The organism is Thermogutta terrifontis, assembly GCF_002277955.1.
GTDB lineage: Bacteria > Planctomycetota > Planctomycetia > Pirellulales > Thermoguttaceae > Thermogutta > Thermogutta terrifontis.
Genome location: NZ_CP018477.1, coordinates 3,393,965 through 3,415,020 on the forward strand (window position 1 = coordinate 3,393,965; position 21,056 = coordinate 3,415,020).

The 21,056-nt window shown below is 56.5% G+C and carries 15 protein-coding genes; 7 read left to right on the top strand and 8 right to left on the bottom strand.

Annotation, left to right across the window (positions count from 1 at the left end):
* Positions 1-697 precede the first annotated feature (697 nt).
* The gene (locus tag THTE_RS12590; RefSeq protein ID WP_237260138.1) at positions 698-2,245 is read left to right on the top strand and encodes a sulfatase; all 1,548 of its coding nucleotides are present in this window, start codon (positions 698-700) and stop codon (positions 2,243-2,245) included.
* A 6-nt stretch (positions 2,246-2,251) separates the two neighbouring features.
* Here THTE_RS12590 and THTE_RS12595 read toward each other — a convergent pair whose 3' ends face one another.
* Positions 2,252-4,261: an MBL fold metallo-hydrolase gene (locus tag THTE_RS12595; RefSeq protein WP_168175857.1), complete on the bottom strand. Its 2,010-nt coding sequence runs from the start codon at positions 4,259-4,261 to the stop codon at positions 2,252-2,254.
* A 619-nt stretch (positions 4,262-4,880) separates the two neighbouring features.
* Between THTE_RS12595 and THTE_RS12600 the strand changes: the two genes are divergently transcribed.
* A complete protein-coding gene (locus THTE_RS12600; RefSeq protein WP_207651712.1) occupies positions 4,881-5,555 on the top strand; it encodes a hypothetical protein in 675 nt (224 codons plus the stop codon).
* A 285-nt stretch (positions 5,556-5,840) separates the two neighbouring features.
* On the top strand, positions 5,841-7,151 hold the full coding sequence (locus THTE_RS12605; protein WP_095415764.1) for a hypothetical protein: 1,311 nt from the start codon (positions 5,841-5,843) through the stop codon (positions 7,149-7,151).
* A 43-nt stretch (positions 7,152-7,194) separates the two neighbouring features.
* On the opposite strand, the gene THTE_RS12610 is transcribed toward THTE_RS12605, so the two are convergent.
* The 4 genes from THTE_RS12610 to THTE_RS12625 all read right to left on the bottom strand — a co-directional run bounded on the left by THTE_RS12610 (position 7,195) and on the right by THTE_RS12625 (position 11,659).
* Positions 7,195-8,622, bottom strand: coding sequence for a glycoside hydrolase family 140 protein (locus tag THTE_RS12610; protein ID WP_095415765.1), 1,428 nt, complete (start codon positions 8,620-8,622; stop codon positions 7,195-7,197).
* A gap of 112 nt (positions 8,623-8,734) precedes the next feature.
* Positions 8,735-9,970, bottom strand: coding sequence for a TIGR02221 family CRISPR-associated protein (gene csx2, locus THTE_RS12615; protein WP_157732071.1), 1,236 nt, complete (start codon positions 9,968-9,970; stop codon positions 8,735-8,737).
* 324 nt (positions 9,971-10,294) lie between these two features.
* Complete coding sequence (locus THTE_RS12620; RefSeq protein WP_157732072.1) at positions 10,295-11,158, bottom strand: tyrosine-type recombinase/integrase; 864 nt, start codon at positions 11,156-11,158, stop codon at positions 10,295-10,297.
* Between the two features lie 42 nt (positions 11,159-11,200).
* Positions 11,201-11,659, bottom strand: a complete 459-nt coding sequence (locus THTE_RS12625; RefSeq protein WP_095415768.1) for a hypothetical protein — start codon at positions 11,657-11,659, stop codon at positions 11,201-11,203.
* Positions 11,660-12,153: 494 nt separating this feature from the next.
* On the opposite strand from THTE_RS12625, the gene THTE_RS12630 reads away from it, so the two are divergent.
* The 3 genes from THTE_RS12630 to THTE_RS12640 all read left to right on the top strand — a co-directional run bounded on the left by THTE_RS12630 (position 12,154) and on the right by THTE_RS12640 (position 15,350).
* Complete coding sequence (locus tag THTE_RS12630) at positions 12,154-12,792, top strand: PH domain-containing protein (protein ID WP_095415769.1); 639 nt, start codon at positions 12,154-12,156, stop codon at positions 12,790-12,792.
* A 136-nt stretch (positions 12,793-12,928) separates the two neighbouring features.
* The gene (locus tag THTE_RS12635) at positions 12,929-13,819 is read left to right on the top strand and encodes a ThuA domain-containing protein (RefSeq protein WP_095415770.1); all 891 of its coding nucleotides are present in this window, start codon (positions 12,929-12,931) and stop codon (positions 13,817-13,819) included.
* An 868-nt stretch (positions 13,820-14,687) separates the two neighbouring features.
* The gene (locus THTE_RS12640; protein ID WP_095415771.1) at positions 14,688-15,350 is read left to right on the top strand and encodes a tetratricopeptide repeat protein; all 663 of its coding nucleotides are present in this window, start codon (positions 14,688-14,690) and stop codon (positions 15,348-15,350) included.
* A gap of 19 nt (positions 15,351-15,369) precedes the next feature.
* Here the strand turns inward: THTE_RS12640 and THTE_RS12645 are convergent, their stop codons facing one another.
* A complete protein-coding gene (locus THTE_RS12645; protein WP_095415772.1) occupies positions 15,370-15,906 on the bottom strand; it encodes a hypothetical protein in 537 nt (178 codons plus the stop codon).
* A 500-nt stretch (positions 15,907-16,406) separates the two neighbouring features.
* Between THTE_RS12645 and THTE_RS12650 the strand changes: the two genes are divergently transcribed.
* Positions 16,407-19,001, top strand: coding sequence for a hypothetical protein (locus tag THTE_RS12650; RefSeq protein ID WP_095415773.1), 2,595 nt, complete (start codon positions 16,407-16,409; stop codon positions 18,999-19,001).
* Positions 19,002-19,053: 52 nt separating this feature from the next.
* Here THTE_RS12650 and THTE_RS12655 read toward each other — a convergent pair whose 3' ends face one another.
* The gene (locus THTE_RS12655) at positions 19,054-20,235 is read right to left on the bottom strand and encodes an MraY family glycosyltransferase (protein WP_237260139.1); all 1,182 of its coding nucleotides are present in this window, start codon (positions 20,233-20,235) and stop codon (positions 19,054-19,056) included.
* Complete coding sequence (locus THTE_RS12660) at positions 20,214-20,780, bottom strand: DUF4416 family protein (RefSeq protein WP_095415775.1); 567 nt, start codon at positions 20,778-20,780, stop codon at positions 20,214-20,216. Before THTE_RS12660 ends, THTE_RS12655 begins: the two co-directional genes overlap by 22 nt.
* Positions 20,781-21,056: the final 276 nt, after the last annotated feature.

The following is a 21,056-nucleotide window of genomic DNA, read 5'->3' on the forward strand; positions in this document are numbered from 1 at the left end:
CATCTCCCATGAAACCCGGATTTTTCGTGGTTTTTTACCCAAGTGCCATAGAATCGCGGACATTTACTCCACGGCCGGTTCAATCTTCGTGCCAATCCGCTGTGCGGACCGATCTACCGCACATCGTGGGCAAGATCACTCCCATCATAAGCACGCGTCCCGGCGTCGCAAGGTGTTTGCGATCTGAGCCATCCTCACTTTTGCAATACGCTACGACATGCCACGGGCACGATATGTTGTAGCGGCAATTCATGACTTGCCCCTACCGGTGAACGCTTGCCGTGCGCGATGAAATGGAACGGATCATCCACCTTGGAAAAACGGACCCGACGAGCGGGTCCCTCCGAAAACACGGAGGGGCACGCTTGTCGTGCCCGATGAGGAGGGATGGATGATCGATCGCTCTTGATCGGCCCCGACAGGCGGGTTCCTCCGAGAGGCGGGCGTGACAAGCAGGTTTCTCCGGGCCGAATCTCGCTCCCGCGCAAACCGTTGTGGATGTCCGCGTCCCCGTTGGCAAAGGAGAAGTGGGGACGAGTCATCTTTGCGCAATAACGCAGGCGGTTTGCGCAAATTTGTGTTGCGTCACGAAGCCCGATCATCCACAATCCAAAAAAAGAGAATGGGCCGGGACGGACATTCTTGCGATCGGTTCGTCCCGCCCGACATAACAATCATTACAGGAGGGACGGTCACCATGGTGAAGCGCGTTGTCTGGCAGCGATTTAGGGCTGGCATTTTGGTAGCAGGATTCCTCTGGTTTCTGACGTCGGCTGGGATGCTCCCAGCGCGGGAAACCGCGCCCTCACGCCCAAACATTCTCTTTATTTGCGTGGACGACCTTAAACCTGTTCTCGGCTGCTACGGCGATCCGATCGCCAGGACGCCGAATATGGATCGTCTAGCACGGCGGGGGATGCGCTTTGAACTGGCCTTCTGCAACCAAGCCGTGTGCGCCCCCTCCCGGAACGATCTGATGCTCGGATCGCGCTCCACCACCATTGGAATCTACGGCTTGAGCGAGAATTTTCGCAGCGCTGTCCCCAATGCCGTCACCATGCCCCAGTACTTCATGAAATATGGCTACCGCACAGAATCGGTGGGCAAGGTGTTTCACGTGGGCCACGGAAATCACGACGATCCTGCTTCATGGAGTGTTCCCAGTGTCATTGAGAAGGTGGTTGAGTACGTTGACCCGAAAAACTCCGCCAACGGACAATTGACACGGGAAGAAGCCTATTTTACCAATCAGAAACTCGACCAGATCGGCCGTCTTCCCCGCGGCGCAGCCTGGGAGAAACTGGACGTTCCGGACACGGCTTATGCCGATGGACGAATTGCCGAAGAAGGCATCAAGCGATTGCGTGCAGCCAAAGAGCGGCTCGAGAAGGAAGGGACCCCGTTCTTTATCGCTCTGGGGTTTGTCAAACCGCATCTGCCATTCACCGCACCGAAAAAGTACTGGGATCTCTATAACCCTGCGGAGTTCAGGCTTGCCACCTACCAGGAATTACCCCTGGGAGCTCCCCCGATCGCCGGCAAGCGGGGCGGTGAAATCCTCAACTATGATCCTCTAAGCATGGAAAATCTGAAGACCGACGACATTCAACGCACGTTGATCCACGGTTATTACGCCGCCACAAGTTTCGCCGATGCCCAGATCGGAAAAGTCCTCGATGAACTTGACCGCCTCGGTCTCGCTGATTCGACTATCATCGTGCTATGGGGTGATAATGGGTTCCATCTGGGTGACCATGGCATTTGGACCAAACACACGAACTACGAGCAGGCGGTGCGCATTCCCCTGATTATCGTGGCACCGGGTATCACTCCACCAGGTTCTGTCACGCGCCAGGTGGCCGAAAATGTGGATATCTTTCCCACTCTGGCCGAATTGGCAGGCCTACCGCGTCCAACGGGTCCGCAGCCCATTGAGGGTGTCAGCCTGGTGCCGGCGCTCCGTGATCCAAATGCCCGGGTAGACGATCACGCTTATCACTGCTTTCCGCGAGGCGAGGTCATGGGACGGGCCATCCGCACGGAGCGGTACCGGCTTGTGGAATGGAAAAAGATCGGAGCCCCGACCAGCACTGCGCAGTATGAGCTGTACGACTATCAAACTGATCCGGAAGAGCGCGAAAACCTCGTGGACAAACTTCCCGAGGTGGCCCAAAAGCTCAAGGCGATCCTCGCTCGGTATCCGGAGGCGGCCATCCCCTTGGCCCAGCGACGCAAAAACCGTTAGGGCATTTCATTCGACGACAACCACCGCTTCCGCAAATCCCAACAGGAATTGAGGCGCCGAGTTTTCCCATGGGCAGGCCACGTCGAGCGTCACAATATGGCGGCCGGGCTGGGCGTTCCTGGGGACTTCCACCGTGAGCGTGACCCCAGTTTCCGTTCGCGCTGCTGCCAAAATGGGGGACCATCCCTTCCAGGAATGGCGTGCCGCCGGCACCCGTGATTTGCGCCACGAGAATGGCGGAACTGCCCGCACCCGGAACTCCGCCTCCCTCTTCAAATGATTGAAAACCACCACTTTGAAATTCGCGATACCGCCCGCTTTTACAGATTGCTCGTAAGGATCCGCCCTGACCCACAGTTCGTCCATTCCAAAATGCGGGTCCGGCCAGGGAAACAACTGGGCCAGCAGTTGACGCCGTTCTTTCAATCGGCCGATGATCGCCTGGCAAAAATCGGGAGTAAACCGAAACGCTCGATCCACATGACAGTTGAACATGTGAGTCGGCCGCAGTTTCATCACCAGTTCAAGGCATCGCTGAAACCCCATTCCGTCATGAAGAAAATTCCTGTTTTGAATGCAGTAATCATCGATACCTGACGGCGTGAACGAATCACCCACAAAGAAAAGCCGATCCGAACCTGTTTCGACCAGTAGTGCCCCGTGGTAGAGTGTTTGTCCCGGGAATTCGAACGCGGTCAGACGAAACTCATGCCACGAGAGACTCGTCCCATCTGCGAGAATATGATCCACTGCAATTTGAGAGGGTGAAATACATGGCAAACGCCACGCCAGTGGTCGGCTAACCACACTTGCCACCGACGGCACAGCGTAGCAAGGGCAACCGAACCTTTGCAGGAACTCGGGGATGGCGTCCACGTGGTCGTCATGGTAATGGGTGATCCACAGACCCTCCACCCGCTTGATCGTGCCCTGGGAGAGCATGCTCTCTAACGCCTCAATAACCTGGCGAGTCCCGCAATCCATAACAAAGGCCGCTCGATCTTTAGAGATAAGAATCCAGCTTGTTCCGATATGCCGGAGATAGGAAGGTACCTCCAGGGTTTCCTGGAATGGTAACTGATCGGGCTGTCCCGCAAATTCTGTGAAAAGTTCAGGGAAATAGTGCCGCAGTGCCGACGTGGAGACGTAATTCCGGTATGCTTTCTCGAGACGTTCGAGAACCAGCGCGATGGCCTGACGCGGGTCGGTCACAATTCCTCCGTGCGAGGTGACAAGAAAATCAGGTTTGAGCTCCAGGACACGATTCAGGCTCGCCTTCAGCCATTCCTGGGCGCCCAGATACCCGTGGTAATCAGATATTCGCCTTTGTCCCCGCTGAAACCCTTTCTGAAGGGAGTAAAGATCGGGAAGCTGTCCGGGCCCGTACAGCAGATCGCCGCAGAAAACGATTCGTCGGCCGTCCACCTCCACACAGTAGCTGACCGCACCGTCCGTGTGCCCCGGTGTTGCAAGCACTGAAATCCGGCCTGGTCCCCAGGTAAAGGAATCGCCGTCTCGAACGGTTCGGGTCACGGCTATGGGTTCAGGGAACGTCCAATGATGCGGATGCTGGTTGTAGATGTGCCATCGGGTCCCCGGCGCAGCCCAGTAATCCGTGACATGGGTGAAGAGTTTGAGCTCGCTTTCCGGGACAACAACTTCAATTTCTGCCGAATTCCTTTCAAGGCCCGAGGCCTGCTCCCGATGGTGATGGGTCACGAACACCGTGCTGATTTTCAGGCCTTGTTGCTCTGCCCAGTCAAACACCTCTCCGTCACCGCAGTCAAAAAGTGCCAGCTCGTGACTGTTTCTCAACACTCCCACGTGAACCGGTCCGCAAAACACGCCGACGTGATCGGTGAGCCAGTTGACGGTCCCCGGTTTCGCTGGAATTTCCGTGTCCACTCCTGCCAAGGATCGTGGAGTGGCCAACAGCAAAGGAGCCCCGAGCGAACCCCGGAGAAGCCCTCTCCGGGATAAACGGCGACCGTGGACACAAATTTCGGCAGACTTCATCTGATCAGCCTCCAGAAATTGACTATTTGGGCAACTCCTACCGTTCGTCCCCTTCATGCAACCGGGTGCCTCCAGTATGTCCCTCGCCGTACTGAAATCAAGCGGCCACACCGATCTGCGAAACGAGCAAGGAGACGATGCTGCTCCGCGATTCAAAATGAATAATCATTCAGGTGCAACATTTGCGGCGGGCACTTGTTTGTCCCTATCCTTTTTCACGGAACCGTAAAATCAGCGTGGCTGCATCGGGGGATCACATTCCTTTCGGGCGATTACAAGAAGGCCCACTGCTGATCCATCTTCACTTTTGCAAAGACTATTGAGATGACATGGGCGCAATTTGTTGTAGGGGCAACTCATGAATTGTCCCTACCGTAAGGTCCCGCCGGGTTGAATCCCGCTCCCACACGAACCCGCGTGGAGGTCCGCGTTCCCATCGGCGGCACAAAGTGGGGATGTGTCAGGGCCTGCTGGCCACGACCAGTTGAACCTGCATGTCGTGAATCTGGCGGAGCCACGTACAATTGGGCATACACTGTCTCGGCGAGTTAACGTGAAGGCGGATCATCCGCCATGAGGTCCAATCACCCGCTTGTTATGCTTCCAGAGGAGTGTTTCCATGCCAGACGAATCCAATGAGCACTCCAACTCAGAAGTTCAGCACAACGAGCAAAACGAATCTGGTTTTGCGGAACTCCTGCGCTACACGCTGGCTGGATATATCGGTGGACTTGTCGCGGGTGTGATTCTTGACACGCTGGGTTTTCAAAGGGCTGCTCTCGGTCAGTGGCTGGTGAGAACGCTGGGCGGTGAAGCCGAAAGTATCTTTGAAGGCCTTTTTGCACTTCGCCAACGGATCTTGAGAAAAAGTGCGTCCATCGCCGAAAGCTACGCCTGGGGCAAATTCCTGGGGATGATCGCTCCCTGGATCATTGACGCCCTCAGCCGACTCCTGGGGCTGGATGTGTACGGCGTCGAGGGGTTCTACATCCCATATTTTTACGCGATGAGCGACCAGATCGGTGCGAATCTTGCCGGAATTTTTCACTTCCGCCAGGAAACCGGCGACTGGAAAACGGCCTTTCGCAGGTATTTCCGTCATCCTGTCATGCTGGCCAGTTTAGGGATCATCCTCATCGTTCCCATCGGGCTTCTCGTGGCACGTCTTTTGGGATTCAGCCCCACCACACAGGTAGCCACAGCGATCGAAATCATCGCTTCCAATTTGTGCTGGATACCTCCTGCGGTTGGCTGGTTGACAGAGAAGCGTCACGTCATAAAGTCCAGTAAATGAATGGGACGACTAATTGCACAGATAATGGCGAGTGCCTCCCAAAATACCAGACGCTCCTGGCTAAATACTCGCATAAAATCGCGAGACAGAATAAAAAAATTATTCAGAGTGAGTATCGGGGAGAATCGTTTTTCAGTCGCAAAAGGATCTGCCACGATTTACAATCGATCGGAGCAAGGGATCATGGGACATTTCGGAATGTCTCAGGGAGATGTTGGCATCTCGATTCCGAATCACGGCGAAATAAACAAGCCAATTCGATGAAAAATGACGAGGAAGTGGGCCATGGACCACGAAACCAGGTGGTTTTCCATTCAGCAGAAGTCGAATGAAACCGTGATCACTTTTCATCCAAAGCCCGATGTTCGGTTTTGGCCGCCGTCTGTTCTCCGCGAAAATCCCCTCCCTCGAAATTTGGTCCGGGGTGGAAAAGTCGTGATCACAGGAGCGGGATCTGTCTGGATGTACGCCCATGCGGCTGCCTTGACCGCAGCGGAAGGTGGCTGCGTGGAGGTGCGCAAGCCACAGGATCAAGCTGGCCGGAATGTGGGCGACGCCTCAACTCCGCCATCGTTTTCTCCCCGGGATTTCTTCACAGTGCATCACCGGGAGTTTGGTGACGAGCACAGCATCGCCCTTGTGAAGCTGGATATCAGGCCCAGCCCCCCGCTGACGAAGACGGAAATATCGAAAGTCGTCGAGGCGGTCGGCGACGAGCTGAAGAGGCTACCGGGTGAATCAACGGTCTGTTTGACGGGCTCCGGCCCGGTGGAGGTCTATGCGGGAATTGCGTCGGTCGCGGTTTCCCAAGGGATTTCTCGCATCGTTTGTATTTCCCCGCGGGATGGATACGTTTTCGTTTGGCCACCCGATGGGGCAGCACCCAAGTTAACCTCGGAGACCATTGACTGGATTCACGGTTTGCTTCGGCCAAAGCAGGGTTCCGTCACTTTGGGGGTGGTGGGTGATCCCAATTGCGGCAAATCGGTATTGAGCAGAGCGCTCTATTACTGCGCTATAAGGGCCAGCTATTGGGCCTGGCGTTTTGATTCGGATGGTCAGTCTCCGACACCCGAGTGGTACCTGCTTCTTCGCCAGGAATCGCCAGAACAGGCCGAGCAATTGCGGAAGTTGCAGAAAATCGGCTGGACAAATGAAATGGAAGAGATCTTAACCCGACAACTGGCCATCGCCCGCGATTATTTCGATGTCCTCATTGTGGATCTGCCGGGAGGTAATCTAAAGGTCTCACCGCCTCAGCGCATCCCACCCGGACGTGAAGAATTATTCCAATTGGTAGACAGGTTCATCATTGTGTATCAGGATCATGGCTTACCCCAGCCGTGGATCGACGCTCTTCAGCAACATCGGCTGGCGGAGCGAATTGTCGCAATGATTGCCTCGGCCAATCCTCGCGAGCAGACAAGTTTGACCTTCAGCAAAACGGGCAACAATATTTGGGAAGGGCGTGCCACCGGCCTGGATCGCGGGGTGGAGTTGAATCACATTGTGAACTCCTATCACAATACACTTCTTCCATTCTGGAACATCCTACTTGCCCGCCAGGGAGGGCCCGGCTCAAATCAGGATCGCTGAGAGTATCTACGCTTTAATCGAAAGAAATGCAAGCTGGGGTGCTTCAGGGCCCGATGCGAGGTGGCGCCAGCCCAGCCGAAATCTTATCCAAAATGAGAAGCCAATCCTGACCCCGGCCGCTCCCCGGGGCGCGAATCGCGAAGGATTCACTCGGCTTTTTTCGACCACCGTCCTGAACACTTCCCGTGCGCGGATCAAACCACCACACCTGCACCTCTTCTCTTCTTGCCACATCCCAGTGAACCGTTAGCGATCCGCCCGTGGGCAAATAAACCAGCGCGAACGTGTCATCAATAGAGCGGGCAGCACGGCGATGATCGGCCCCTTCCAGCTCGTTACCTTGGATGAGCGATTGATCCGGTACCAGCTTGTACCAGGGACGCTGGGTCAGGATCGCCCGCATGAGTCCCATCTGAGCACTTCCCGGATGGTGCAGGGCTTCTTTCCACGGCGTGCGTGCGAAAGAGATGGGCTTTCGGGGCGGCTCGTACATCTGCCAGATATTGTGGTTTCCGTACGTATGCCCACACGCACCACTCAACATCGACCAGTAGGCTGCCTGGCGGACATCCCAATCGTCGAACCATTGCTCCCCCTGCTTCCAATTGACAGGATGATCTTCGTAACGTGGCTCACCATCCAAAACAGGCTTGGTAGGCACCAGGTCCCGTAGCGCCAGTGTGGTCTTATAGTTGGGGAGATTGAACGCACTATGGCCGGACTGAAACATGTTAAAGGCCAACCAATCATCCCTGTGCAACCACTGTGCGGAATTTGATCCGCCCATCGGATGGTAGGTCATCAGATGGGCGCCGCCGTCTCCTTCGGCAAGTCCCGCTGCCAGTCCGCGCACGATGGCCAGATGACGCTCATTTTCGGGATTGCGGTCACCACCGAGAATCCAGATGATGGGACGGTCTCGATACCGCTGGCCCAACCATCGCCCGTAAACCCTGGCATTTTCTGGAGTAAAGATCTCCGGTCCCACGCCCCACTTTTTATTCCACTTATCACCCCAGGTTGGAAGCATTCCAATGAATAAACCAAGCCCTTCCGCCCGCTGAATAATCCAATCGACGTGATCCCAATAGTCATTATCTGGACCTTCTACGACGGCCGGCCTGGTGGGATCGTTATTCAAAAGCGGTACGTGGCCATAAGCATTGGGGGTATGTAGACCGTCGAGTTCCGCCAACACCACAGCCTGAATGACGGTAAATCCCTTTTTCGCGCGATCAGTTAAATAAAGTTCTGCTTCCTCGCGATTGAGGCGATGGAACAACTCCCATGCAGTATCACCGAGATAGAAAAACGGTTCTCCCTTGTCCGTCAGAAGGTAACGTCCATTGTCAGACACTCGGAGACGCTGAGGCGCTCCTGCATTCACGGTGCGGACTAAAATGAAACCGACTATCAAGACACAAAAACAACTACGGCATATCCAGACGACATTCCGGCCTTTCAGAATCATACAACACTCCTCACGGAAAAATGGTTTTTCTTTTGTCTTCCAGCTTGTACTAAGTCCATTTTACAATGAAACAAAATGAAGCAATTAGTAGCGATACATTAAATCACACCTCTTAAGGTTTCAAGAGTTCCGGCAAACGATCGAAGAGCTCTGACGCCTTTTTGATCAATTCTCGAAACGCCTCTGGCGATTGCATGATGTGCTGCACACGGCTGCGCGATGAGCGGCTACCGTGGGCACAGGAGTTCCGGGCATGCTGGAGGTCGATGAGCAATTCCCTGGGATCACCCTCCAGCCGATTGAATAGCTCGGACTCGCCCTGTTGGCGCAATTCATATGCCAGAGGATCCCCGGGCAAATTGAGGATTCTCGCCGCTGCAATGAGCAGGGCTTCGTACATCAAGATCGCAGCCCGGAAATAGTCCCCATGATTCAATGCCTCCAGCGCGGATTGTCGCACTCGGTCAGCATAGTAACTTTGTTGCGTCCACAGGAGGCGTTCCCTGAGCAGGCGGAGCAATTCGCTCCCTACCGCATCGGTCCTTTGCTTAGCCTGCTTATTTAGAGATTGTGCTTTGGATCGCGCTATGTGAAGCTGATTCGTATTTTCCAAAAACCAACTCTCTTCCGCATCCACCCCCAGGCATCGCGCAAGGGGTGCATAGTTTCCGGTGAGCTTGAGAATGGCTGCCGCCTCGGTGGCTTCCACCAACTGCTGACAGATGGGCAACTCGATGACCGGCGTAATATCCCCCTGACGGGCTTCAAAAACACCAGAGAAGAATCGGACATTTTTCACGCCGTGAGTCCAGCGCATTAAAGAGATGACAAAGGCAGCGATCACCGGCATGTGACGAAAGCCATGGCTGATATCGAATATAACATCGTTACCGTGCGGAACATTGTCGAATAAAGCCCTCGCGATCTGTTGCTGAGATTGTGGATCGAGCGCCTCACCGATCAGGCATAAGCGCAACTCGAGAGGCCGCGCATGTTCATTGAGGATCTGTTCCCACTTTTGTAAAGATTTCGAATCAACATTTCTGGCTATGACGCGATCGTCAATGCGACAGTACTCTTCCTCATCGATTGCATCTTGGTTGGGAATGACTCGAATGAGCTCAGACCAAAGCGAAGCCGACGTCCCGAGAACGACCCAGCGGTCAATCTCCACACCAATATGCCGCAGATATTCGACTAAAGCCGTCCCAAAAAGAGAGGTTTCTCTATCAAAGTGGCCACCATTCGGAAGGGTGAAGCGGTATATGGTCTTGCGATACTCCGACCGGGCGTCCTGCGGCTGAATCTTCTGCCCCGTGCCTAAGAAGCTGATCACACTGCTCGCCATCGTCATTGCCTCCTTCGCAGAAAACTGGGCTATGGGTTCCCTCACATGCGCTCCAGTATACGCAGGTCGCTATCCATTGCCAGATTGGGCGACGAATTACCGCGCACTGTACCGTTTCCCCCTTTCATTTTCGGCAAACCACTTGCACGGTTGACATCGCGGATGGGGAAAGACTGGGCCCTGCTGACCAGGCTGCCGCTGCGCGAGGCAAAGATTCTATGTGGCCATCATTTTTTGAGGCATATCAACCGGCCAGGTGACCTATTCTGAATCATAAGCCAGGAGAGAGGCCGATTCTTTGGCCCCCGCCCCACAACTCCCACCTCACCACGTCGACTTCGCAGGTTCAAATCCCGCCCCTGTCATTTTCTTGTGTTGCAGCAATAAGTTACAACACGCACCGAGTTGCATAACGTCGCAATCGAACAGGTCTTGTGATTTAGTTTTCACTATCTTGCTGCTTGGTGCGGGAACGTTCTCTGCCCCATTCCGTGGCACCCGTGCGCCGGATTCTGTGCCACCATTCCATGCTTCGGTAATCGCTCGGGTGTAGTCTTGTGGCGTTACCCGCAGGTAATGTTTTGTTGCAACCTTGGAGGTGTTACCCATCCAGGCTGTTACTACGTGCAAGGGGAAGCGGGCTCCCAAATCCGTTTCCGCGCTGGCTCGCAAGGAATGCCACAAGCGGGGCCATGGCTGTTCGCCAATCCGGGCAATGAGTCGTAAAAGATGCTGTCGCAGGTTCACATTGGCCCACCAGCCTCGGTTTGCCGCGTTCAGTGATTCCCTTTGCCGCAATCGATGGAAAATGAACACTTGCCCCGGTTCTGCCGCTTCCCAAACGGCTTCCAAGTGGGGACGCACCGGGGGCACAATTGGCACCACCCGATATGGCTTCCCGTGCACTTCTGTTTTCGGGAACGGCACTCGCAAGCGGCTTTGCTCCCAATCAACATCGGCCCACGTGAGCGAAAACGGTTCACTGGGCACTCGCAACCCGAGATAACGCACAATTGCCAGCAAAAGCTTCCACTCTAAATCGGGAGTGGCATCAATCAGGCGTTCGACGACCTCCGCGGGCACATAGACTTGTCTGTCGGAAGCGTCAACTTTGGGTCGTTTCAGGGTCTCAAACGGATTCTTGCTCACTAATTCCCGACGGAGAGCGTCCCTAAACAAAGCTTGCACCCGCTCCACTCGCTTCACTACCGTGGCGGGCCGCAACCGGGCTTAACCTCCACGTTGCTTGCAAGCTTCGGTTGCTAGCCAGCGAACAAAATCGTCCGCATCGCCTTCAGTGATGCTGTCCAGCCGGCGCTCTGGGCCAAAGAATTGCACCAGATTTTTCAATGCGTACCGAGTTGCACAAAGGCTGGCCGGTTTGATTTGTGTTTGGCAATTCAGATACGCTTCCACCGCGGTCCCCAAAACCGCTGCCGGAGTGACTTTCGTCAGTCCGGCCCGGACAAGCCGCTCCCGCAAAGTATCACCCACGCTTGCCAGCCAAACTGCCGTTTCCTGGCGGAGTGGTAAACCTGCCGTCCTGGCTGCCAACAACGCCTCCACGTGGACGCGGATGCTTTCCGCCGTCTTTTTGTCCACCCGGCCAAGGCGAAGGGTTTTCCACTTGCCATCAGGGGCCACAAACAGGATTCGCCAGCCTTTGCCGTCTTTTGCCACGCTTGCCATAGGACGCTCGCTTTATACGTCACAATGCGACAACCGTCATTTGACTTGCCAGGGTATCTCCAAGCACCCGGCGATCCTTCGGAGTGATCGTTAGTTTTCGTTTGGAGCTGTGAGGACCTAAAGCCTCAACGTAGGGGCAATTCATGAATTGCCCCTACCCGAACGCGAATGAATCAGAGTGGATCATCCAGGGTTGATAAGCGGACCTGACGAGCAGGTCCCTCTGAGGCTGCGGCCACAACCGGCGAAACTGATCCGCATTTATGTCCCGGCCGCCTTGACAGCGTCAATGGACCATGGTTTCTCCACATTCGCCGATTTCAGCAAGAGCAAGATTGCGCTGTAGTATTAAGCCGTTGCTTCGGGTGCCCTATCGCCTGAAGCACGTGACCCTGGCATAATAACATTCGCCAGTAGCGGTACGTCCATATGCAACAAGCTGAAAAACAGGTGGTTGAATTCCGGCGCCTCTTAAGATCACGAAGGAGGGACCCATGAAATGCCCTAACTGCGGCTCGGAGCTTGATCCGCTCACCGGAGTTTGTCCACAATGCCAGGGGGGCGAAAACCCTGCCCAGGCCACCGCGAGAGCCCCGGCGAGTGGCGCGGAAACCGAACAGGCACCCAAGCGGGGCGATCCCGATGTGGAATTGTGGAAGGCCTCATATTCACCTTGGGGAATGATCGGCACATGGATGACCCTTGGCATCATCACAATCATTGTGATTGTGGTGGATATCCTGCTCATGCGGGGCCCTCTCAAGAATCAGGTCGGGCCCCTTTGGGGCATCACGCTTGGACTTGTTGCAATTGCCTGGTTGGTTTTTCTGGTCATCGCATGGTACCGGAAGATGACCATCCAGTACCGCCTGACCACCTACCGGTTTTACCATCGAAAAGGTTTCGTCTTCCGGACTGTGGACTCGATGGAGGTCATCGACATTGACGATATCGCCATGCACCAGAATCTCCTGGAACGCTTGGTGGGGGTGGGGCGCGTCATTTTGCGTACCAAAGATCCCTCCGACCCTTTCCTGGTTTTACAGGGGGTCCCGAACCCCGAGGAAGCTTTCAAAAAAATTGACAAGGCACGGCGCGACGAGCAAATCCGGCGAAGCATCAAGGTGCAATAGCCGATATCGGGCAGTCCCAAAGTGCGCAGTTTAACCGACCGAAGGATTGCCTTCCTCTCCCTGTTTGTTACACTGAACGCACCTCGAGACGTCGAGAGACCGCAAGTTGTGGATCACTGTTAATGGAGGTCACCCCATGAGACGACGCACCTTTTTGACCTGTGCCACCATCCTCGCGAGCCTTGTGATCACAGGATCTACGGTGGGCGCGGTCGTGGCAGCCCCGTACAAGGCGCTCATTGTCACCGGGCAAAATGCCCACGACTGGAAAGGCACCACGCCGGTTCTGGTCAAACTGCTGGAAGAAACTGGCTTGTTCACGGTGGAAGTCGCCCAATCTCCGGCGAAAGGAGAGGACATGAGCGGCTTCAAACCGGACTTCAAAAAATTCGATGTGGTGGTGCTCAATTACCAGGGGGATTCCTGGCCGGAGGAAACCAAAAAGGCCTTCGTGGATTACGTCAAAAACGGCGGTGGGGTGGTGGTTTATCACTTTGCTTGTGCGGCCTTTCCGGATTGGCCGGAATATAACGAGATCATCGGTCTGGGGGGATGGGGAGGCCGAAACGAGAAATGGGGTCCGTACGTCCGCTGGCGGGATGGCCGATGCGTCTTCGACTACACTCCGGGGCGTGGCGGCGGACATGGCCCGATGCAGCCCTTCGCCATCGATGTCCGCTATCCCGAGCATCCCATCATGCAGGGTTTGCCGCCGCGATTCATGCATGTCCCCGATGAGCTCTACGGCTGGCTCCGTGGTCCAGCTAAGAACCTCACCGTCCTGGCCACCGCCTTTGCCCCCAAAGACAAGGGCGGCTCCGATGAACATGAACCGATTTTCTTCACCGTTCAGTACGGTAAAGGACGCGTCTTCTTCAACGCCCTTGGGCATACAGCCGAACAGCTCAAGAGCGTGGCCTTTATTGTGACCTATCAGCGGGGTGCTGAGTGGGCGGCCTCCGGCAAAGTGACCCAACCGGTGCCCAATGATTTCCCGACTGCCGAGCAGGCCCGAACCCGCGATTGAACCGACCGTCCCGATGGCGGAGAAATCAGGTCGCTAATTGTCGTTTCGCGGAGAAAGATTTTTGCCCCTGGGCAGAGTCAACCGTTGGGTTGCTCTGCCTTTTTTGTTTTTGGTCTTCGTCTCGCGCCGGTGAAGCTTTCCTGTTGCATCCCGGGCTGGTGTTGCCCACCATACACGTTGCACAGCGCCTGCGGTCAGGAAGGGCAAAGCGAGTCCGTTCCCCGAGTTTTCCAAGTGACCGGCCTGGGTAGGTCCACGTTTAAAGCAATTTTGTTGCGCATCCGGTGGGAAACGGCTTGTTAGATCTGCCGGAGTAAGTCCCCGTTACATCAGATAAAGAAAGCTCGATGCGATCTTTCATGCAAAGCCGGTGCTTGTCCAAATTGTCCTCATCCTGGTATACTCAATGGCGATGGTCTGAAACATAGTGGATAGGCACGATCGTCGCGTGCCGTTGGAGGTATTGGAGGTCGTTTTTCAGGTTGGATGGGAGTCAAGCGTGGGGACGAAAAAAACTGGTAAAGGGCGTCGTAAGATCGGCAGCAAAAAGCGGCGGATGCGTTCCAAAATCCGGCATCGCAAGAAGTGATTCGATGTCACCTGTGCCGGGAAATGCACTTACGCTGATTCCCGGCCTCTATCGGTAGGCAGTGTCTATGCCGCCATCGTGTTATGGACCCTTGGGCTTTTCACTGCGCTCTGATTGCGCGCTCTTTTCCATGGAAAACATTTGAGCCTTCCCACCTCCCCCAATTACAATCGAGGTACCGGCGGAACCGGATCGCGGGGCTTGCCGGAAGTGTCCGCGCCACGGTTCGGTATGTATTTCCGTAGCTGAAAAAAGATCGCCAATCCGAGGAGATAACTCGTGTCCCGCAACGTGCCGCGAACAGCTCTTCTGGGGGCCTTCTACGAGGACTACCTGAAACATCTTGACACCGCCCGATTTGTGGCGGATGTTAACTCGCGTTACATGCAGGGCACGCTCCAGCGACTGCTGGAACACCCACTGTGTGAACTTCGCCGTGCAGCCGCCCTGGCGCTGGGATACGTGGGTGATTACGCCTCCAACGGGGCGCTGGGGCGGGCACTCAACGACCGCGATCCCACCGTTCGATTGCTCGCTGAAACGAGTATCCGAAAAGTTTGGCTTCGCTATGGAACCGAAGCCCAGCAAAAACAGCTCAGCATCATCATCCGCCTTAACGCGGCACGCCGTTATCGCGACGCCCTTGCCCGAGCCCACCGTCTGCTGGAAGAAATTGCGGATTTTGCAGAAGTGTACAACCAGCGAGCCGTGGCGTATTACGGCTTGGGGGAACATGCCGAAGCCATTCAGGATTGCCGCACCACCCTGGAGCTGAACCCCTACCACTTCGCGGCGGCAGCGGGCATGGGCCAGGCATACCTGGAGTTGCGGGACCCGATCGCCGCCCTGGAAGCCTTCCGCCGGGCCTTGCGACTCAATCCCGACCTCCACGCCGTTCGAATCCAGGTCGCCAGACTGGAACGCCTCATCGAAGATGTGTGATTCGTGACTCCCTGTCAAGTCACGCAGCACGGCGACGGACCACGGCATCCGCCCGGCGAATGGCCTCCTCCTTGGAGACCACAGCCCATCGGGTCCGACGGCCATCGTTCCACTCGATGAGGACCCGCCCTGACTCACTGAGCATTCGTGGGATGTAAAACCAGCATCGGTCGTCCGGGCGCAGCACTTCGGGATGCCACAGAAGAATCAGATCGACGTCCGCCACATGATTCGCCCAGCGGGGAAGAGCCTCGGCGAGTCGTCCCGGCAGAAGCACCACATCCGCATTTAATCCACGAAGTACCCGATAGACCTGCTTCACCTCCGGACCGCCGGCCTCCTCAAATTTGCTGATCCCCACGTACCTGAACAGAGATTGTGGGGCTGCGTGTCGAACCACTTGGACTAATAGCTCCGTTCGGCCAAGATCAAGACTCCCAACTTCCAGCAGCGATCGCGGCGGCGTTTCGGAGAGCGTTCGGAGAAGCGTGCGGAAGTGAACAGGTTGCGCAAAATGGAGAAGCCGCCACAGGCGAAATTGGGACAGCTCGGCCAAGGGAACCTCCTGTTCCAGCTCAGCACTCAACCGATTGAACGAAGCCTTGTCTTCAGTGAGAGCGCAACGCCCTAACAAGTGATTCGGATGACATGCCCCAAAAACTCGAAGAAACGCGGAGGAATCTCGTCAATCTGGATCGAAATCCCAGATAGCGTAAGAGGAGTCACGGTGGAGACTCTTCCCGTTGTATGCCGATAAGAGAGCAGGGAGAAATGTCGCCTTTTTGCGTGATAAGATGCGCAAAAAGTAAAGGTTTAATCGGCGAGGGCAACTGAGAGAAGTTTCATCGAGGCGGTGCGGTTGACCGGGCGAAGATTTGTAGTGGTGTCTTGTGTTCGCCGGAGAGATTCTGGTTCTCCTCGGCGCAGGAGCTGAAGCATGCCACCACCTCGGTGGCTCTCGTTGAGGCGAACGTTGAGACCAGGGCACAGGCTGGGAAGCCAATAGACGTGTCCAGAAGAATCCGACTCCGTTTGTGGACCTAAGGAAGGGACCTCATGACGACCTCGCTCCAGCGAAATGAGCCGACCTGGCCGTTCCTCCTGGTGCTGATCGTGCTCTTTGTCCTCAGCGTGACCTCCCCGCGGGCGTGGCGAGTGGTGGAGCGTCCCGATCCGCCAATTCCAAGTAAGGATCAGCCCGCGCTGGCTCACGCGGAAACGCCGTCCCGAGTGCAAACCAGCCAAAGCCACGCCACGACCTCCTCGGCACTTCCCCCACCATTGGCGTCGACCGACTCCCTCCGCGCTGATCAGCAATCGCCGCGGAACGAGGAGGCCCTGCTACCTGCCGAGGTTCAACATCAGGTGGGGGCCGACATGAGCCAAGGGCCGTCTCTCCATAAGTTCCCTCCCGAGCCAGAACAGGAGGACCCCTGCCTGTCGCTGACACCGGAGCAGCGGCAGATGGAGGCCCTGAGCGAAGAAATGGACGCCTCTCCAGCGCCCCATTCCGAGAATTTGGCTTTGAACGCTCAACCTTCATCGTCGAAACTTGAGGATGCCAGCACAGTGAAAGAATCGGTTGGCGGCGGTGATGCTCACCCTCATCACGGTCTGTGGACGCCGCCCGCCTCTTTGCTGGCCATGCTGGAACCATTTGCACAGCGCGACGAAACTCGTACCTGGGTGAGCGAGGTTCAGGAGAAGATCACCGAAGTGGGCCGGCGGTTTGAAGCGGGCGAAGATGTCTTGCCGGTCCTCCAGGCGCTCTATGCCCTCGCCCAGCAGTCGTCCTCCATACAAACGAAGCTCGACCTTCAGCCCGACGTGGCGGCGGACTTCCGCCAGGTGCGCTATGCCCTGATTCGCAGGCTGAGTCTCTGGAAGGCGATCCAACTCGCTGGTGGCTTACAGTCAGAATTAGCCGCTGCGGAAAATGCGGACTGGACACGCCTCAGAAAATCCGTCAACGCAGTCGAGCAGCGATTGGGAAACGATAGCACCGCCCAGGCTTGGCGTGAATTTCTCAACATCGAGGAAGTAAAAGCCGCCGCGCAATCCGCAAACCGTCTGGACGCGGAGCGTCAACTGGCGGAAATTGCTGTGCGGACGCTCCAAAGAATCGATGAGCAAGCCTTCACGGAAGATCAACAGGCATTTCTGGATGAGCAACCCCTGGCCGACTACGTCAGTGAGCTTCGTTTCTGGGCTGGGCCCGCGGTGCAGACAGCCAGTCTTTTAGAACGGGTGGAGAGCTACGAATCTGACGCCACGAATTCGGCGGCGGAACCTCTTGTGTTGGCATACCACCGGCTGGCGCGGTCTTCTCAGGACCGTGCCCGATGGTTGGCACGATGCCTCGATCTGCTCTACCGAAATGCCAACGTGCGAATCGCCATTACGGAAGAACTTCTCAACCGATTGGCTCCCGAACGACCGGCGGACAAGCGGCCTGTGGCGGATGTCATCCTGAATCGGCCGGTGTACGGCTCAAGCTATGCGGAAACTAAGGTTGGCTTTCGGCTGATACCAGACCCCGTGCGCGCCCGCGTCGCCCTGACCGTCCGCGGCCAAGTGACCTCTCTGACTTACGCGAATGCGGGTCCCGCCACCATCTGGAATGATGGCTACGCCGAATATGTGGCGGAAAAGGACGTCGAGATCACCCCCCATGGGCTGGTTGCTGCGCCGGCTGTTATCGATGTGGAAAACTCGGTGCGCATTCGCGACGTGGCGACCACGCTGGATTCGATCCCTGTGCTCGGCTTCCTTACCCAGGAAGTCGCACGTCAGCAAGCCGCTCGCCAGCGTCTGGAGGCCAGCGAAGAAGCCAAGTGGAAGGTGGCGGCCCAGGCTTTGCGGGAAATCGAAAGCGAAACCGAGGCCCAATTCTCCCGGCTCAACCGGCGGTGGCAGGAAGAAGTGCTGGGGCCCCTGCACCGGTTTCACCTTCCTCCCACATGGCTAGGGGCGCAGACGACCGAAGATCGGATTGTCTTACGAGTTCGATTGGCGGCTCCGTTCCAGCCGGGCGGCCACACCCTGCGCCCCTTCGCCCCCGCGGACGCCCTGGCCAGCTGCCAAATCCATCAGTCGGCCGTCAACAATTTTCTCCAGCGTCTTGGGTTGGAAGGGAAAACCTACACAGTCGCGGAGTTGCAACGAAAATTGCGAGAAAAACTTCGCCTCCCCGAAGACGACAGTGGCGAGGAAAACCCGCACGCCGATGCCCGGATCACCTTTGCTGCTCGAGATGCCGCGAGGGTGGAGTTTACCCAGGGTAAACTCATCGTGACGCTGGCCATTGCCGAGTTGAGCAGCCCACCGAATCGCTGGCAGGATTTTCATGTCCGCGCCATCTACAGGCCGGAAATCCACAACGATCGCATCCAGTTCATCCGCGAGGGAGTGGTGCAGCTTGTTGGCCCGATGGATATGCGGTCGCAGATTGCCCTGCGGAGCGTTTTCAGCCGTACCTTCTCCAAGGATAAACCGTGGGAAGTTTCGCCGGGCTTCCTGCAACGGCACGAAAACCTCGCGGATTTAACGGTGACGCAGCTCGTTCTGGAAGACGGTTGGCTGGGATTTGCCATCGGCCGTCGGCCAGCCATGGCCGCCGCACAGAGCGTCAGGCAACACTCGCAACATTGAGGTCCGGCTTCCGCAATTATTGTTGGCAGCTCAGGACGAAGTTTCCGTTCGCTCAATCGGCAGATCTGTCCTCCGGCCCTTTCCCACGCCGCTGGGCACGCCGCCCGGTGGTTTCCAGAATGGCAATCAAGCTGATCATGCAGCCCACCAGGAGCAGGATGACCAGTGCGCCAAAGGTATTGACCTGGTGCAAAAGGAGCGCGCCCAATCCACAGGTCGCCGCCATGAGGTAAATGGTGAGGACGGCTTGGGTTTTCGTCATGCCCAGCTCAACGAGGCGGTGAGAGAAATGCCGGGTGTCACCTACAAAGGGGCTGGCCCCAGCCCGCAAGCGTATGACCACCACCGTCACAAGGTCATAGAGCGGCACCGCCAGGGCACACAAGGGGGCGAGTACTGCATGGCGTGGAGTGTTCTCTCCAGCGAATGTAGCCGTCATCGAAATGACCGCCACCAGGTAACCCACGAAATAACTTCCCGCATCGCCCATGAAAAGCCGGGCCGGAGGCCGATTGTGCCACAGAAACCCCAGCAGCGCCCCTAGCAAGACCAGAAAGAATCCGGCCACGAAGAGTTGCGGTTCTCCTGTGACGGGCTTGGGAGTGAGGAGCATGACTGCCGCCAGGACCGTGCAGGCAATCGCTGCCACCCCGGCCGCCAAACCGTCCATGTTGTCCAACATGTTGAAGGCGTTGATGAGGGCCACAATCCACAGCACACTCAATATCCCGGTGAGGAGCGGCACTTCGATAAAGAGCGTCAACCGATAACCTGCGGCCACCGTTACCCCGGCCACTATAAATTCCACAACCAGCCGAAACCACCAGGGAAGTTTCCATCGATCGTCGGCCAGGCCTAAAGTCATCACGACGGTGGCGAGTCCAAGGACAGTCCACAGCCGACCGCTTTGGGCCCAGACACCGGGTAAATGGCGTGCCGCCTGGATCGGCAACCATTCTCGCGGAAAGAACCCGGCCACCAGTTCCGGGGTGACCAACCCGTGAGGGGGGCGGCTGTCGAACGTGAACCAGAGCATCATTTGAAGAATGGCGAATGGAAGCACCACGCCCAGCCAGATTGCCAGTCCGCCCGAAGTCGGCATAGGCCGATCGTGCACCTTGCGAGGTCCCGGTCGATCCACCAGCCCCCATCGCGGTGCCCATACCCGGAGTGCAAACCCGAGCAGCCAGCTCACCACCAGGGAGGGCACCATTACGAAGAAGAGCCACCACACGGCGAGGTCACCTCCCGTAAACGCTCGTGAAGATAGTCTCGGCACCGGTTGAAGAATTCGTGATACTCGGGCTGCCGGTAATCGGCAAATGTCCACTCATGGTGCTGCCAGCGATGGTGCCGATAAAACAGCGTCACTTCTCCATAAATACCCAGGCCGAGATAAATGCGGTGGGTGAAATCTTTCGTCGAAGCCAGCACCAGTTTCCCCAGCGTGAGGTATCCTGGATCAATGTTGAGCGGACGCGGCTCAGGAAACAGACGCAGCTCCGCATACTCCGTCTCCCACGAGTTCGTTTGTATCTTGATGGCAGGCAGCCGACCGGGATCGATCAAATCCGCTGGTGCGAAAAAAACCTTTTTCAGATCTGGCCCCATGGTTGGGGTGTAATAATCGGTGTGGGAAAACGGGAACGGTGGACTTTCTAGGGCGAGCGGGCCCCACTCTTCGACCACCTTTTGCCGGGCCCAATCAATGGCCGCCGGGTACCGACTGAACACCGCCACCAACAACAACACCGGATCAGGGGCTTTGGGCACGCCCATTTTCTTTCTCCTTCATCGCGCCGAAACGAGCGTTTTATGGCTCACTCCAAAACGGCATCGCCTGCGTTCTCTCTGAAACACCCCACTTTTCCTCGGCCGATGGGGATGCGGAGGTGCACATGGGTTCGGTTGAGAGCAAGATTCCACCCGCAAGGACCTGACCTTCATGAATTATCCCAACAACAAATTGCGCCCAGGCCATCTCAGCAGTCTTTGCAAAAGTGGGGATGGATCAGGCGTTCTCTTGCTTGATTCTACCACGTGCTGTCATTCTAA

Excerpts from the sequence above, each read along its gene's own strand:
- THTE_RS12660 (WP_095415775.1), bottom strand. The coding sequence starts at position 20,780 with ATGGGCGTGCCCAAAGCCCCTGATCCGGTGTTGTTGTTGGTGGCGGTG.
- THTE_RS12630 (WP_095415769.1), top strand. The coding sequence starts at position 12,154 with ATGAAATGCCCTAACTGCGGCTCGGAGCTTGATCCGCTCACCGGAGTT.
- THTE_RS12625 (WP_095415768.1), bottom strand. The coding sequence starts at position 11,659 with ATGGCAAGCGTGGCAAAAGACGGCAAAGGCTGGCGAATCCTGTTTGTG.
- THTE_RS12650 (WP_095415773.1), top strand. The coding sequence starts at position 16,407 with ATGACGACCTCGCTCCAGCGAAATGAGCCGACCTGGCCGTTCCTCCTG.
- csx2 (WP_157732071.1), bottom strand. The coding sequence starts at position 9,970 with ATGGCGAGCAGTGTGATCAGCTTCTTAGGCACGGGGCAGAAGATTCAG.
- THTE_RS12610 (WP_095415765.1), bottom strand. The coding sequence starts at position 8,622 with ATGATTCTGAAAGGCCGGAATGTCGTCTGGATATGCCGTAGTTGTTTT.
- THTE_RS12635 (WP_095415770.1), top strand. The coding sequence starts at position 12,929 with ATGAGACGACGCACCTTTTTGACCTGTGCCACCATCCTCGCGAGCCTT.
- THTE_RS12600 (WP_207651712.1), top strand. The coding sequence starts at position 4,881 with ATGCCAGACGAATCCAATGAGCACTCCAACTCAGAAGTTCAGCACAAC.
- THTE_RS12590 (WP_237260138.1), top strand. The coding sequence starts at position 698 with ATGGTGAAGCGCGTTGTCTGGCAGCGATTTAGGGCTGGCATTTTGGTA.
- THTE_RS12595 (WP_168175857.1), bottom strand. The coding sequence starts at position 4,261 with ATGAAGTCTGCCGAAATTTGTGTCCACGGTCGCCGTTTATCCCGGAGA.
- THTE_RS12605 (WP_095415764.1), top strand. The coding sequence starts at position 5,841 with ATGGACCACGAAACCAGGTGGTTTTCCATTCAGCAGAAGTCGAATGAA.